Here is a 13,754-nt window from a genome sequence, read left to right as displayed (position 1 = left end):
CACGCCTCCCACTGCAAGGAATCCGATCCGGTGGCACCGTAACACCGCCGGAGCACGGTCGCCCGGTCAGGCGGACGCGGTCGCACGGGTCCGCGACGCCGCCCGGGCCAGGGCTTCGAACGATCGCAGGTCGGTGGTCCTCTCCGGATGCCACTGCACGCCGAGCGCGAAGGTGTGCGCCGGATGCTCGATGATCTCGATGATCCGGTCGTCGGGGCACCAGCCGACCGGCACGAACTCACCCGGTTCGGCGACCGCCTGGTGGTGGAACGAGTTCACCGTCAGGGTGCGCCCGAACACCTCGTGGGCGACCGTCCGCTCCTCGACGACCACGTCGTGGCGGCCGTAGTCGGACGCGTTCGCGGCCAGCGGGTCGGTGCCGGTCGAGGCGCGGTGCCGTTCGTGGCCGACCAGGTCGGGCACGTGCTGGTGCAGCGAGCCGCCGGTGGCCACCGCCATCACCTGCATGCCCCGGCAGACACCGAGGATCGGCAGGCCGGCGGCGAGGGCGGCGCGCATCAGCGGCAACTCGGCCTCGTCACGGGTCTCGTCGGGGTCGGTCTCCGGATGCCGGGGCTCGTCCCAGTGCGCCGGGTCGACGTCGTTGCCCCCGGTGAACACGATGCCGTCGAGCGACTCGATCACGTCGGTGCCCGGGTCGTCCGGGGTGATCAGCACAGCTCGTCCGCCGGTGGCGTGCACGGCCTTCACGTAGGTCATCGGCAGCATGCCGGCCATCATGTCGTTGTGGCCGTACTTCACCTGCTGGGCGTACGCGGTGAGGCCGATCAGCGGTCTGCGCATGCGGCGGGTTCCTCCTCGACTCCGGCGGCCGCCGCGACCAGGGCTCCGAAGAGGCGCACATCGCGGCTCACCTCGGGATGCCACTGAACGCCGAGAACAAACCGGCGTCCCGGATCTTCCACCGTCTCGGGCAGGCCGTCCTCAGCCCATCCGGTGACGGTCAGTGATCCGGGGTCGGCGACGCCCTGATGGTGGAAACAGTTGATGGTGACGTCCTCGCCCATCAGTCCGGCGATCCGGCTGCCGGGGGCGAAGGTCGCGTCGTGCTCGCCGTACACCGCGGGGGCGGGCCGGTGCTTCTCGTGACCGAGAACGTCGGGCAGGTGCTGGTGGAGCGTGCCGCCGGCGGCGACGGTGAGCAGCTGCATTCCCCGGCAGACGCCGAGGACCGGCATGTCCCGGTCCAGGGCCGCGCGCAGCAGGGCAATCTCGCCGGCGTCCCGGTCCGGCCGGGTCTCGGTGAACGGGCCGCGGGCGGCGCCGTACAGCGACGGGTCGACGTCGGGTCCGCCGGCCAGCACCAGGCCGTCGAGGGCCCGCAGCACGTCCGCGTCGAGGTCGTCCGGGGGCAGCAGGACCGGTCGGCCACCGGCCAGCCGGACCGCTTCGGTGTAGTCGTGCGGCACGAGCGTGGAGGGGAGGTCGTGCCACACGCCCCAGGAGGCGGACACCACGTAGGTCGTAATCCCGATGATCGGACGCATCGCTCCACCGTAATCACAGGCGCGCGGCGCCGGATGACCGGCGCCGCGTGACGGGCCCTTCTGTCCCACCGGCACGGGGATCGGCCCGGGCCGGCGGGGATTCGACCCCTACACCCTGTTCCAGCTGGGCGTATGAGGAATCGTGCCCCAGCCCGTGGGCTTTGAAACATCAGAGCGGCGTCACGTACGCCCCGGTGATCCCGCCGTCGACGACGAACTGCGCGGCGGTCATGAACGACGCGTCGTCACTCGCCAGGAACGCCACCGCGGCCGCGATCTCCTCCGGTTCGGCGAACCGGCCCATCGGCACGTGCACCAGCCGGCGGGCGGCCCGTTCCGGGTCCTTGGCGAACAGTTCGAGCAGCAGCGGGGTGGCGACCGGGCCGGGGCAGAGCGCGTTGATCCGGATGCCCTCCCGGGCGAACTGGACACCCAGTTCCCGGGTCATCGCCAGCACGCCGCCCTTGCTGGCGGTGTACGCGATCTGCGAGGTGGCCGCCCCGAGCAGGGCCACGAACGACGCGGTGTTGATGATCGAGCCCTTGCCCTGACGCTGCATGTGCGGGATGGCGTACTTGCAGCAGAAGAAGACGCTCGTCGTGTTGACCTTGAGGACCCGCTCCCACGCCTCGATGCCGGTGACCAGGATCGAGTCGTCGTCGGGCGGGGAGATGCCGGCGTTGTTGAAGGCGATGTCCACCCGGCCGTGGCGTTCGGCGACTCCGTCGAAGAGGGCCTTGACCTGCTCTTCGTCGCTGACGTCGCAGGCCACGAACTCGCCGCCGACCTCCTGCGCGATCGCCTCACCGGCCTCCGCCGAGATGTCCACGCACACGACCTCGGCGCCCTCGGCGGCGAACCGCCGCGCGGTGGCCAGGCCGATCCCACTGCCGGCGCCGGTGATCACGGCGACCCGGTCCTGCAGACGCTCCACTGTCACTCCCCCATCGAGATGAACACGTTCTTGACATCGGTGAACGACAGCAACGCGTCCGGGCCCAGCTCACGGCCGAGACCGGACTGCTTCATGCCACCGAACGGTGTCCAGTAGCGGACGGACGAGTTGCTGTTGACGCTGAGCGCGCCGGTCTCGACCGACCGGGAGACGCGCAGGGCACGGCCCACGTCACGGGTCCAGATCGAGCCGGAGAGGCCGTACTCGGTGTCGTTGGCCAGCCGGATCGCCTCGGCCTCGTCCCGGAACGGCAGGACGCTGACCACCGGCCCGAAGATCTCCTCCCGCCAGTGCGGGTCGTCGGCCGAGCGGGCCAGCAGGACGGTCGGCGGGAACCAGAATCCGTCGCCGCTGGGTGCGGTTCCCTGGAACGCGACGTCGGCTCCACCGACGTAGCCGGCGACCGTGGCACGCTGGCCAGCCGAGATCAGCGGGCCCATATCCGACTCTTCGCTGGTCGGGTCAGATGTCCGGAATTTTGCGACATTTTCTTGGAAAAGCGCTAGAAATCTATCGAAGACCGAGGCCTCGACCAGCAGGCGCGACCGCGCGCAACAGTCCTGGCCGGCGTTGTCGAAGACCGCGCCCGGCGCCGCCGCCGCGGCCGCTGAGAGGTCGGCGTCCGCGAAGACGATGTTGGCGCTCTTGCCACCCAGTTCCAGCGTCACCCGCTTCACCTGATCGGCGCAGCCCGCCATGATCGACTTGCCGACCGTCGTGGACCCGGTGAAACACACCTTGCGAACCGCCGGATGCGTGACGAACCGCTGACCGACCACACTCCCCTTGCCCGGCAGCACCTGGAACACGTTCTCCGGCAGTCCCGCCTCCAGCGCCAGCTCGGCGAGCCGGATCGCGGTCAGCGGCGTCAGCTCGGCCGGTTTCAGCACGACCGTGTTGCCCGCGGCCAGCGCCGGCACGAATCCCCAGCCGGCGATCGGCATCGGGAAGTTCCACGGCACGATGATCCCGACCACGCCGAGCGGCTCGTGGAAGGTCACGTCGAGACCGCCGGGCACCGGGATCTGCCGGCCGGACAGCCGTTCCGGCGCGCCCGCGTAGTAGTTCAGGACGTCCCGGACGTTGCCCGCCTCCCAGCGCGCGTTGCCGATCGTGTGGCCGGCGTTGCGTACCTCCAGAAGGGCGAGCTCCTCGAGGTGGTCCTCCACCACCGCGGCGAAGCGGCGCAGAAGCCGCGCCCGATCCCCGGGCGCGACCCGCCGCCACTCACCGAAAGCGGTCCGCGCACGCTCGATCGCCGCGTCGGTCTCTTCCAGACCCAGCGAGGGTACGGTCGTGAAGACCGCGCCGTTCGCCGGATTGATGACGTCCGTCACGTTCATGGCGTCACTAGATCACATTCGCTCGAATCCGCGGCGCAACTCCCAGTCCGTGACAGCCGCGTCGAAGGCGGCCAGCTCGACCCGCGCCATGTTCGCGTAGTGCGCGACCACGCCGGACCCGAACGCGGCCTCCGCCACGCCGCTGTCCGACCAGAGTCCGGCCGCCTCGCGCAGCGTCCCGGGCACCCGTTCCGCGGTCTCGTCGTGGTACGCGTTCCCGGCGAACTCGTCCTCCAGCGACAACTCGTTCTCGATCCCGTGCAGCGCGCCCGCCACCAGAGCCGCGATCGCCAGGTACGGGTTGACGTCCCCGCCCGGCACCCGGTTCTCCACCCGCATGCCCTCGCCGTGACCGGCGATCCGCAGCGAGCAGGTCCGGTTGTCCACGCCCCAGCGCAGCGCGGTCGGCGCGAACGACCCGGGCTGGTACCGCTTGTACGAGTTGATGTTCGGCGCGAACAGCAGACTGAACTCGCGCATCGTGGCGAGCAGGCCGGCCAGCACCCGCTGACCGGTCACGCTCAGATGGGCCGGGCCGTCGCCGAGCATCGCCGACCGGTCGTCCTCGCCCCGCAACGAGAAGTGGATGTGGCAGGAGTTGCCCTCCCGCTCGTTCGGCTTGGCCATGAAGGTGAGCGCCATGCCCTCCTGGGCGGCGATCTCCTTGGCACCGTTCTTGTAGATCACGTGGTGGTCGGCGGCGGTGAGCGCGTCGGCGTACCGGAAGGCGATCTCGTGCTGGCCGAGGTTGCACTCGCCCTTGGCGCTCTCCGGGACCAGCCCGGCGCCGAACATGTCGTTGCGGATCCGGCGCAGCAGCGGTTCGACCCGGGCGGTCCCGAGCAGGGAGTAGTCCACGTTGTACTGGTTGGCCGGCGTCAGATCGCGGTACCGCTTGGTGAACGCCTCCTCGTAGGTGTCGCGGTAGAGGACGAACTCCAGCTCGGTCCCGGCGAACGCGGTCAGGCCGTGCGCCGCCAGCCGGTCCAGCTGGCGGCGCAGGATCTGCCGCGGCGAGGCCGGCACCGGATCGCCGGCGGTGTCGAAGAGGTCGGCGAGGACCAGGGCGGTGCCCGGCTGCCACGGGACCGGCCGCAGCGTGTCGAAGTCCGGCCGCATGACGAAATCGCCGTACCCGGTGGACCACGAGGACATCTCGTAGCCGTCCACGGTGTTCATGTCGACGTCCACGGCGAGCAGATAGTTGCAGCCCTCGCTGCCGCCGGAGACCACCTCGTCCATGAAGTACCGCCCGTGCAGCCGTTTGCCCTGCAGCCGGCCCTGCATGTCGGTCAGGGCCAGCAGCACGGTGTCGATGCTGCCGTTGCCGACGGCCACGTCCAGATCCTCGAGGTCCATATGCCTGTCCTATCAGTCGGTCGGCTCGCCGTGGGCGGCCTTCTCGATCAGGTTCTGCTTCGGCCCGGTGAACCACTTCCGCGCACCGGCGAACCACCAGACGGTGGCCGCGCCGAGCACGACGGCCACCGCCACGATCGTGTAGTTGAAGTTCGACGCGGTGATCGGCCCTGCCGTCGGCAGCACGAACAGCACGCAGATCACTCCTACCCACCCGATCGCGATCCATCCGATCGGAGCACTCCACCGCCCCAGATTCCACGGACCGGGCTGGAAGTCCGGGTCACGGCGGCGCAGCAGGACCGGTCCGACGTACGCGATGTAGAGGCCGATCACCGCGATGGAGGTGGCGGCCAGGTACGCCGTGGTGTTCCAGAGCGACGGCAGCACGAGGAGGGTGGACAGGCTGACGCAGAGCCAGATCGAGTTGGTCGGCGTACCCGTGCGGGGGTTGACCTTCTTCCAGATCCTCGATCCGGGGATCGCGTCGTCGCGGGCGAACGCGTAGGACATCCGGGAGTTCGCCGTCACCGACGCCATCCCGCAGAACCACTGCGCCACCATGCAGATGAACAGCAGGAACGTGCCGAGGTCGTGGCCGGCCGCGTCGATGAAGATCTGCGCGGGCGGCAGGCCCAGGTCGCTGGTCCGGGCCGCGTCGTAGTCCTGGATGGACCATGTGATCGCGAAGAGCAGCACGAATCCGGCGATCACCGAGACCACCACGGACATCACGATGCCGCGGGGTGCGGCCCGGGCGGCGTCGTGCGTCTCCTCCGCCACGTGCGCGGAGGCGTCGTAGCCGGTGTACGTGTACTGCGCCATCAGCAGGCCGATCAGCACCGCGTAGACGCCCGCTCCGGCGAAGGTGAAGCCGGTCTCGTTGCGGACCTCGAGGAACACCTCGGAGATCGGCTTGTGCTGGTCCGGGACGATCGCGAGGACCGCCACGATGATCGCGACACCGATGAGGTGCCACCAGGCGCTCACGTCGGAGAGCAATCGCACCAGGTTGACGCCGAACGTGTTGAGCAGGCCGTGCACGCCGATGATCAGCAGGAAGATCAGGAAGGTCCGCCCGGTGGTCACCTCCATGTCGAAGGCCAGGCTGAGGAAGGCCGAGGTGGTGATCGCCGCGCCGAAGTCGATCGCGGCGGTGACGGCGACCTCGCCGAGGAAGTTGAACCAGCCGACGAACCAGGCCCACGCGGCCTTGTTGCGTTTGGCCAGGGCGGCGGCCCACCAGTAGAGCGCGCCGGCCGTCGGGTACGCCGAGCAGACCTCCGCCATGGCCAGGGCCACGAAGGTCACCATGACGCCGACGAAGAGCCAGCCCAGGGTGATGGCGATCGGTCCGCCGGCGGTCATCGCGATGCCGTACGACGTGATCGCACCGGCCAGGATGGAGATGATCGAGAAGGAGACGGCGAAGTTGGAGAAGCCGGAGAGCCGGCGATGGAGCTCCTGTTGGTATCCGAGTTGGGCGAGTCGTTCCTCGTCAGTGGTCATCCGATTGCCCCCTTGCCCGAAGGGTGTGACGTGAGCCACGAGATCCCGTGATGATCTCCCCGTCGTGTTACGGGCGTCAATGAGCGGCGTTAATTGCATTGCCGCGTCCACCCGCCGGTGCGAGCCTGGATTCACGCGGCACCTCGGAAGGCCGCTGATCTCCACCCGTGGCGGCGGCGTGGGGCGCGGTCACCTCTCTCCTGGCAAGCGCCCGCTCCACGCCGCCGCTCCCCCATAGATCACCGAAACTGTTTCCGCAGGTCAGTCTGACTTTTAGCCTAAAAAATCTACAGCGGCGAGTCTAGAAATCTGCTTCCGGTGGGCATACCTTTGGTGTGTCGGGCGGCAACGACCGACACAGCAAATGGCACAAGACGCTGAGTTGGATAGGAGGACGAGATACCGCAGCAACGCGCAAACACGTCCCCGGCCCGACGAGAGGTGATCGCAGCCGATGCCCATCACTCAGGTCGACTGCTAGCGGCACGCAGCCTGTCGACCACATGCGCCGAGATTGCTCGGCACAAGAATTGAAAAGCCAGGGCCCCGGTTACCCGCCGGGGCCCTGGATCATGTTGTGAGTAAGGGGATCATGCCCGCGAAGCCGGACCCCGACCTTCCCGCATTCACCATGGGCCGCGCCGCCGCGATGATCGGCGTCACCCCGGCCTTCCTGCGCAGCCTCGACGGGACCGGCCTGATCGAGCCGGAACGCTCACACGGCGGCCACCGCCGCTACTCCCGTCACCAACTCGACCTCGCCGCCCGGGTCCGGGTGCTGCTCGACGAGGGTTTCCTGCTCGCCGCCGCCTGCCGGATCGTCACCCTGGAGGACCGGCTCGCCGCGGCGCACCGGCACATCCGCGAACTCGGCGGCCGGCTCGGCCCCGGCGAGGACGCCCGCATCCCCACCCAGACGCGACGTACGCCACCCGGCGTCACGCCCGGGATGGCCGCCACCGACCACGCGTGACATCGTCACCTCTCCCGGGATGGCCTCCGCAGACCACGCATGACATCGTCACCTCTCCCGGGATGGCCGCCACCGACCACACATGACATCGTCACCGGATGGCAGCCCCGCACGCCGGACAGTGGCGGCGTCCCGGCCCGACCGCCCGGCAGCGGCGCGCCGACGCCGCGATCGCCCTCGCCGTCACCGCCGCCGCCGTCCTCAACCTGTTCCTGGCCCGCAGCGCCGGCATCCTCGGCCACGACGGCGTGCCCGGACTGCCCGAACAACTCGCCTGGGTGCTGGCCACGGTCCTGCCGCTGGCCTGGCGGCGGAGTCAGCCGGAGATCGTCGCGGTGGTCGTCTCGGCCGCCTACCTCGGCGCGCAGTGGCGCGGCGCGCAGGAGCAGCAGATCACCTCGGGGGTGCTGTTCGCGGCCATCTACACGCTGGGTGCGTGGGGTCAGGACCGTTCCCGGGTACGCGTGGTCCGCGCCGGCATCATCGCGGTGATGTTCGCCTACCTGGTCGTCTCGTTCGTGATCTCGTTCGGTGACATCACCATCGAACGGTCGTCCGGCGAACTGCCCGCGGTGTGGTCGCTCATCCTCAACACGTTCATCCTCAACATCGCGTACTTCGCCTTCGTCCACCTGATGGGCGACGCGGTGTGGACCAACGCCCGGCACCGGCACCGGATCGAGGAGCAGGCCTCCGCCTTGCGGGCCGCGCAGGAACTGGTGGCCGAGCGTGCCGCGGTGGACGAACGGGTACGCATCGCCCGGGAACTGCACGACGTGGTCGCCCATCACGTGTCGGTGATGGGGATCCAGGCGTCGGCGGCGCGCCGCGCCCTGGAGAGGGATCCGTCCTCACCGAAGGCACGGACCGCGCTGGCGGCCGTCGAAGAGGGGGCGCGGACCGCGGTGGACGAGTTGCGCAGGATGCTGGGGGCGTTGCGGTCGTCGGCCGGAGCCGCACCCGGGCCGTCGGCCGGCATCGACCGGGTGCCGGAGATCGTCGACCGCGCTCGCGAATCCGGCTTGACCGTCGACTTCGGAATCTATGGTGACGCGGCGCCGCTGCCGGATTCGCTGTCCCAGGCCGCCTACCGCATCGTCCAGGAAGCCGTGACCAACACGTTGAAGCACGCCGGAGCCACCGCACTGGACATCCGGATCCGCTACCTCCGCGACGAGATCGAACTGGACGTGGCCGACGACGGCCGGGCCGCACCCGCCGGCACCGGTGGCATGGGACTGATCGGCATGCGGGAACGTGTCGCTGTGCACGACGGCGCCCTGGAGTACGGTCCGCGTACCCGGGAACCGGGCTTCCGGGTCCGGGCCCGCCTCCCCCTGGCCGGCCGGCAGTGACCGTCACCGTCCTCCTCGCCGACGACCACCAGCTGGTCCGCTCCGGATTCCGGGTCATCCTCGAGATGGAGGACGACATCACCGTGGTCGGTGAGGCGTCCGACGGTCTGCGGGCCGTCGAACTCGCCCTCGACCTGCGACCCGACGTGGTCCTGATGGACGTGGAGATGCCGGTCCTGGACGGGCTGGAGGCCACCCGCCGGATCACCGCCGCGGACGGGCCGTCGGTGCTGATCCTCACCACGTTCGACCGCGACGACTATCTGTTCGCGGCGCTACGGGCCGGGGCCAGCGGATTCCTGCTGAAGAACGGCACCCCGGAGGCCCTGACCGAGGCGGTACGCGTGATCGCCGCCGGAGACGCGCTGCTCGCCCCGTCGGTGACCCGGCGGGTGATCGCGGAGTTCACCACGCCACGGCCACGTGCTCCCGAACCGACCGGCCGCCTGGGCGACCCGAACCCGGACGCTCGCCCGGGCGACCTGAGCTCGGACGCTCGCCTCGGCGACCTGGGCCCGGGTGCTCGCCTCGGCGACCCGAACCCCGGCACTCGCCTCGGCGATCTGACCCCGGGCACTCGCCTCGGCGACCTGACCCCGGGCACTCGCCTCGGCGACCTGACCCCGCGCGAGCACGAGGTGCTGGTCGCGCTGGCCGGGGGCGCCAGCAACGCGGAGATCGCCACGGCGTTGCACCTCGGCGAGACGACCGTCAAGACACACGTCAGCCGGGTACTGACCAAGCTCGGGGCACGGGACCGGACACAGGCCGTCGTTCTCGCGTACGAGCTGGGGGTGGTGCGTCCTACTCAGGGATGACATCCCCGAGCCGGACGACACGGAGTCCGAGGAAAACTAGCGTTGGGCCCATGACTACGGTCCTGAATGTCGAAGCCCCGTCTCTGGATGAGGCCACGGCTTTGAATGTCGAGGCTCTGGACCGATCGTTCGGCGACCGTCAGGTCCTCAAGGACGTGACCTTCACCGTGCAGTCCGGCCGGCTCACCGGTTTCGTCGGCGCGAACGGCGCCGGCAAGACCACCACGATGCGGATCATCCTCGGGGTCCTCGACGCCGACGCAGGAGCGGTCACCTGGCGGGGCGCACCGCTGACCCGGCCGGTCCGGCAGCGTTTCGGATACATGCCCGAGGAGCGCGGCCTCTACCCCAAGATGTCCGTCGCCGAACAGGTGATCTACCTGGGCCGGCTGCACGGCATGAGCGCCGCCGACGCCCGGCGCAACACCGGCACGCTGCTCGAACGCCTCGACCTGGCGGCCCGCGCCGACGACCACGTCGAGCGCCTCTCCCTGGGCAACCAGCAGCGGGCGCAGATCGCCGCCGCCCTCGTGCACGACCCCGAGCTGCTGGTCCTCGACGAGCCGTTCTCCGGCCTCGACCCGATCGCGGTCGACACCGTCCTCGCCGTCCTGCGCGAACGTGCCGCGGCCGGCGCCGCGGTCCTCTTCTCCAGCCACCAGCTCGACCTGGTCGAACGCCTCTGCGACGACCTGGTGATCATCGCGGACGGGACGATCCGGGCCGCCGGGGCACGGGCGGCGCTTCGCGAGGCGTACACCCTGCCGCGTTTCCGGATCGAGGTGGACGGCGACGCGGGCTGGTTGCGTGACCAGCCCGGCGTGACCCTGGTCGACCTGGACGGCCGGCATGCCGTCTTCGACCTGGCCACCGGCGTCGACGACCAGCAGGTGCTGAGCGCCGCCCTCACCCGCGGCCCGGTCCGTGCCTTCACCCCGGTCCGCCCCACGCTGGCCGAGATCTTCCGAGAGGTGATCCAGTGACCACGTTCGCCGCCACCCGACTGGTCATGGCCCGCGAGATCAAGGTCAAGATCAGGGACAAGACCTTCCTCTTCAGTACGGTGTTCCTGCTCCTGTTCGCCGTCGGCGGCACCGTCCTGCCGAGTTTGTTCGACGGCGGAGCCACCCGGGTCGCCGTGGTCGGCGCACCGACCGCCGCTGTCCTCGAGCAGGCCGGCCTGGACGTCCGCACCGTCCCCGACGAGGCCACCGCCGAACAGCTGGTCCGCTCCGGCGACGTGGACGCCGCCGTGGTCGACGGCCCGCGCGTCCTGGCCCTCGACGAGACCCCCGGCGACGTGGTCGGCGCCCTGAGCACCGCGCCCCCGGTGCAACTACTCGACCCGGACGACGTCGACCCGGTCGCCCGTTTCATCGTCCCGTTCGCGATCTCGTTCCTGTTCTTCATGACGACGCTGCTGTTCGGCGTGCAGATCGCGATGAGCGTCACCGAGGAGAAGCAGACCCGCGTCGTCGAGATCCTGGTCTCCAGCGTCCCCGTCCGTGCCCTGCTGATCGGCAAGGTCGCCGCGATGACCCTGCTGGCGTTCGGCCAGCTGGCCCTGCTCCTGGCGGCCGCCGTCATCGGCATGCGCACCGCAGGCGTGGACACCACCCTGATCAGCGCCGTGATCCCCGCCGTCGGCTGGTTCCTGCCGTTCTTCCTGGTCGGCTTCGTCGCGCTGGCCGCGCTCTGGGCCGCGGTGGGCGCCCTGGCCGCCCGCCAGGAGGACGTGAACGGCACCTCGACCCCGGTCCAGATGCTCATAATGATCCCGTTCTTCGTGGTCCTGAGCGTCCAGTCGAACGAGGCCGCGATGACGGTCCTCTCCTACATCCCGTTCTCCGCCCCGGTGGCCATGCCGATCCGCCTCTTCACCGGCGAGGCAGCCCCGTGGGAACCGGTGATCGCCTTGCTGCTGCTCCTGCTGACGGCTGCGGCAACGTTGGCGGTCGGGGCCCGCATCTACCAGAACTCCCTGCTCCGCACCAACGGCCGCACGTCCCTCGCCACAGCCTGGCGCAACACCTGACCCGTTCCTCCCGGCACCCGCAACGGCGGGGAGCCACCCTTGCCGGCCAGCTCCCCGCCCGCACTCCCCTCGCTCCCGCCCGCTCGCCGCCACACCGCCCGCCCACTCGCCGCACGTCCACCCACCCGGTCGTACGTCCACCCATCCGGTCGCACGCCGCCACACGTCCACTCGCCCGGTCGCACGTCCACTCGCCCGGTTGCACGCCGCCAGATGTCCACTCGCCTGGTCACAGCCGTTCGCTCCCCGGCCGCTCTCCGCCGCAGCCCGCTCGTCCACCAGGTCGCCCGTCTACACGAACGCTCGTTCGTCCACCTGGCCGCTCGTCGGCCGGCCTCTTGCCAGCCCAGTCACTCACCCTCTCGTCGGGCCGCCGTCAGGTCTTCCACTCCGCGGGCCCGCAGGCCCGCAGGCCCGCAGGCCCGCAAGCCCGCACGTCCGCAAGCCCGCACGTCCGCACGTCCGCACGTCCGCACGTCCGCACGTCCGCACGTCCGTAGGCCCGCACGTCTGTAGGCCCGCACCTCCTTAGTCCCAGCACTCCCCCCAAGGTCAACACGGCCCGAGTGGCACGTCAGTCACCCCAGCCGTTGTCCACGGCTCTCCCGCAACGCAGACAACCATCACCGACGGCTGAAGGTCGCCCAGCCGTCGGTGATGGTCGACTCCAGCACGAAAACGGACCGTGCCCCACGGCCGAGCCCGCCCAGCCGTCGCCCACGGTCGACTCCAGCACGAAAACGGACCGTGCCCCACGGCCGAGCCCGCCCAGCCGTCGCCCACGGCTGCTCGGCGGACGGAAAACAGCCGCCAACAACGGCTCGGGGTCGCCCGGCCGTCACCCACGGCTGCCAACTCGCAAAACGCGACAACCGACCTGCGTAACGCCGCTGCCAGGAACGGCGAAGGCCATGCACGGCCGACGACACACAACGGCCCGCCTACTACTCACGTGGACGTGCCCGTTGCCGTGTCGCCAGCCGCCGCACACGGTCGACGCAGACCGGCGGAACCAACCGTGACCTACGGCCGAGCCTTCCAAGCCGTCGCCCACGGCTGCTCGGCGGACGGAAAACAGCCGCCAACAACGGCTCGGGGTCGCCCGGCCGTCGCCCACGGTCGAACCGGGCCTGTAGACGGACCGTGGACGACGGCCGGAACGACTCGGCCGGCGGCTGCGGCTGCGGCTGCGGCTGCGGCTGCGGCTGCGGCTGCGAGGAAGAGTCCGATGCCGCGGTGCGGAGGCGTGAGTCGAGAGCGGCCGCCAGTGAGGGAGACCGGTCAGGCTACTCGGCGGACTATGGCCAGCAAGGACTCCTCGACGTCCTCGATGGGGCGGTCGGGCTGGAAGACCAGCCAGTCGACGGCCACCACCAGGCCGACGCCGAACAGCGCCGACGACGCCACCTGCACGTCCAGGTCGGCGGGGAGTTCGCCGGACTCGACGCCGGCCCGGACGGTGGAGGCGATCACCTCGATCGCTTCGGAGCGCAGGAGGATCAGGGTCTGCTGCCACTCCCGGTTGGTGCGCCACATCTCCGACAACAATAATTGCGCAAAAGACCGATATTTCTGGATGTACTCCAACTGGGCCCGCACCAACGCCCGCACCGCCTCCCGCGGCGGCAACCCTTCGACCGCGTCGCGGAAGGAGGCCGTCAGCAGGCCGACCCCGTGCCGGAGCAGCTCTTCGAACAGCTCCGTCTTCGAGGTGAAGTTGTAGTAGACCGTTCCTTTCGCCACCTTGGCCCGCAGCGCGATGTCGTCCACCGTGGTCGCCGAGAAGCCCTGTTCGGCGATCAGTTCCACGGCCGCCTCGTACAACCTCTGACGTGTGTCCCGCCGCCGCCGGGAGCGGCCGTCGGAGGGGGAGCCCGCGGAAGAAGCCACGACAGAACC

Annotated in this window: 12 protein-coding genes; 5 read left to right on the top strand and 7 right to left on the bottom strand. The window is 70.0% G+C overall.

Annotated elements, in window-relative coordinates; all coding sequences use genetic code 11:
* Nucleotides 1-66 precede the first annotated feature (66 nt).
* The 6 genes from WH85_RS09960 to WH85_RS09935 all read right to left on the bottom strand — a co-directional run bounded on the left by WH85_RS09960 (nt 67) and on the right by WH85_RS09935 (nt 6,674).
* The gene (locus WH85_RS09960) at nt 67-804 is read right to left on the bottom strand and encodes a gamma-glutamyl-gamma-aminobutyrate hydrolase family protein (RefSeq protein WP_045741466.1); all 738 of its coding nucleotides are present in this window, start codon (nt 802-804) and stop codon (nt 67-69) included.
* Nucleotides 789-1,508 carry a gamma-glutamyl-gamma-aminobutyrate hydrolase family protein gene (locus tag WH85_RS09955; protein WP_045741465.1) on the bottom strand — a complete coding sequence of 240 codons (720 nt, stop codon included), beginning with the start codon at nt 1,506-1,508 and terminating at the stop codon, nt 789-791. The genes WH85_RS09960 and WH85_RS09955 overlap by 16 nt, the downstream gene beginning before the upstream one ends.
* A 169-nt stretch (nt 1,509-1,677) precedes the next feature.
* The gene (locus tag WH85_RS09950; protein WP_045741464.1) at nt 1,678-2,442 is read right to left on the bottom strand and encodes a 3-oxoacyl-ACP reductase; all 765 of its coding nucleotides are present in this window, start codon (nt 2,440-2,442) and stop codon (nt 1,678-1,680) included.
* 2 nt (nt 2,443-2,444) lie between these two features.
* Entirely contained in the window at nt 2,445-3,806 is a 1,362-nt protein-coding gene (locus WH85_RS09945) for an aldehyde dehydrogenase family protein (protein ID WP_211275323.1), read from the bottom strand.
* Nucleotides 3,807-3,818: 12 nt separating this feature from the next.
* Nucleotides 3,819-5,165 carry a glutamine synthetase family protein gene (locus WH85_RS09940; protein ID WP_045741463.1) on the bottom strand — a complete coding sequence of 449 codons (1,347 nt, stop codon included), beginning with the start codon at nt 5,163-5,165 and terminating at the stop codon, nt 3,819-3,821.
* Between the two features lie 12 nt (nt 5,166-5,177).
* On the bottom strand, nt 5,178-6,674 hold the full coding sequence (locus WH85_RS09935; protein WP_045741462.1) for an amino acid permease: 1,497 nt from the start codon (nt 6,672-6,674) through the stop codon (nt 5,178-5,180).
* 577 nt (nt 6,675-7,251) lie between these two features.
* On the opposite strand from WH85_RS09935, the gene WH85_RS09930 reads away from it, so the two are divergent.
* The 5 genes from WH85_RS09930 to WH85_RS09910 all read left to right on the top strand — a co-directional run bounded on the left by WH85_RS09930 (nt 7,252) and on the right by WH85_RS09910 (nt 11,855).
* Nucleotides 7,252-7,647: a MerR family transcriptional regulator gene (locus WH85_RS09930; protein WP_425394627.1), complete on the top strand. Its 396-nt coding sequence runs from the start codon at nt 7,252-7,254 to the stop codon at nt 7,645-7,647.
* A gap of 98 nt (nt 7,648-7,745) precedes the next feature.
* The gene (locus WH85_RS09925) at nt 7,746-9,002 is read left to right on the top strand and encodes a sensor histidine kinase (RefSeq protein WP_045741460.1); all 1,257 of its coding nucleotides are present in this window, start codon (nt 7,746-7,748) and stop codon (nt 9,000-9,002) included.
* Complete coding sequence (locus tag WH85_RS53985; protein WP_045741459.1) at nt 8,999-9,820, top strand: response regulator; 822 nt, start codon at nt 8,999-9,001, stop codon at nt 9,818-9,820. The genes WH85_RS09925 and WH85_RS53985 overlap by 4 nt, the downstream gene beginning before the upstream one ends.
* Before the next feature lie 50 nt (nt 9,821-9,870).
* Nucleotides 9,871-10,803 (top strand): ABC transporter ATP-binding protein, encoded by a 933-nt coding sequence (locus WH85_RS09915; RefSeq protein ID WP_045741458.1) that lies wholly within the window; start codon nt 9,871-9,873, stop codon nt 10,801-10,803.
* Nucleotides 10,800-11,855, top strand: coding sequence for an ABC transporter permease (locus WH85_RS09910; RefSeq protein ID WP_045741457.1), 1,056 nt, complete (start codon nt 10,800-10,802; stop codon nt 11,853-11,855). Before WH85_RS09915 ends, WH85_RS09910 begins: the two co-directional genes overlap by 4 nt.
* A 1,281-nt stretch (nt 11,856-13,136) precedes the next feature.
* On the opposite strand, the gene WH85_RS09905 is transcribed toward WH85_RS09910, so the two are convergent.
* Entirely contained in the window at nt 13,137-13,745 is a 609-nt protein-coding gene (locus WH85_RS09905; protein WP_045741456.1) for a TetR/AcrR family transcriptional regulator, read from the bottom strand.
* Between the last annotated feature and the right edge of the window lie 9 nt (nt 13,746-13,754).

Source organism: Actinoplanes rectilineatus, assembly GCF_000962825.1.
Classification (GTDB): domain Bacteria; phylum Actinomycetota; class Actinomycetes; order Mycobacteriales; family Micromonosporaceae; genus Actinoplanes; species Actinoplanes rectilineatus.
This window is presented reverse-complemented; position numbering and strand designations above follow the sequence as displayed.

What these genes read in the sequence shown, in the direction of transcription:
- WH85_RS09960 (WP_045741466.1), bottom strand. Translation starts at nt 804, where the DNA reads ATGCGCAGACCGCTGATCGGCCTCACCGCGTACGCCCAGCAGGTGAAG.
- WH85_RS09955 (WP_045741465.1), bottom strand. Translation starts at nt 1,508, where the DNA reads ATGCGTCCGATCATCGGGATTACGACCTACGTGGTGTCCGCCTCCTGG.
- WH85_RS09945 (WP_211275323.1), bottom strand. Translation starts at nt 3,806, where the DNA reads ATGAACGTGACGGACGTCATCAATCCGGCGAACGGCGCGGTCTTCACG.
- WH85_RS09940 (WP_045741463.1), bottom strand. Translation starts at nt 5,165, where the DNA reads ATGGACCTCGAGGATCTGGACGTGGCCGTCGGCAACGGCAGCATCGAC.
- WH85_RS09935 (WP_045741462.1), bottom strand. Translation starts at nt 6,674, where the DNA reads ATGACCACTGACGAGGAACGACTCGCCCAACTCGGATACCAACAGGAG.
- WH85_RS09925 (WP_045741460.1), top strand. Translation starts at nt 7,746, where the DNA reads ATGGCAGCCCCGCACGCCGGACAGTGGCGGCGTCCCGGCCCGACCGCC.
- WH85_RS09915 (WP_045741458.1), top strand. Translation starts at nt 9,871, where the DNA reads ATGACTACGGTCCTGAATGTCGAAGCCCCGTCTCTGGATGAGGCCACG.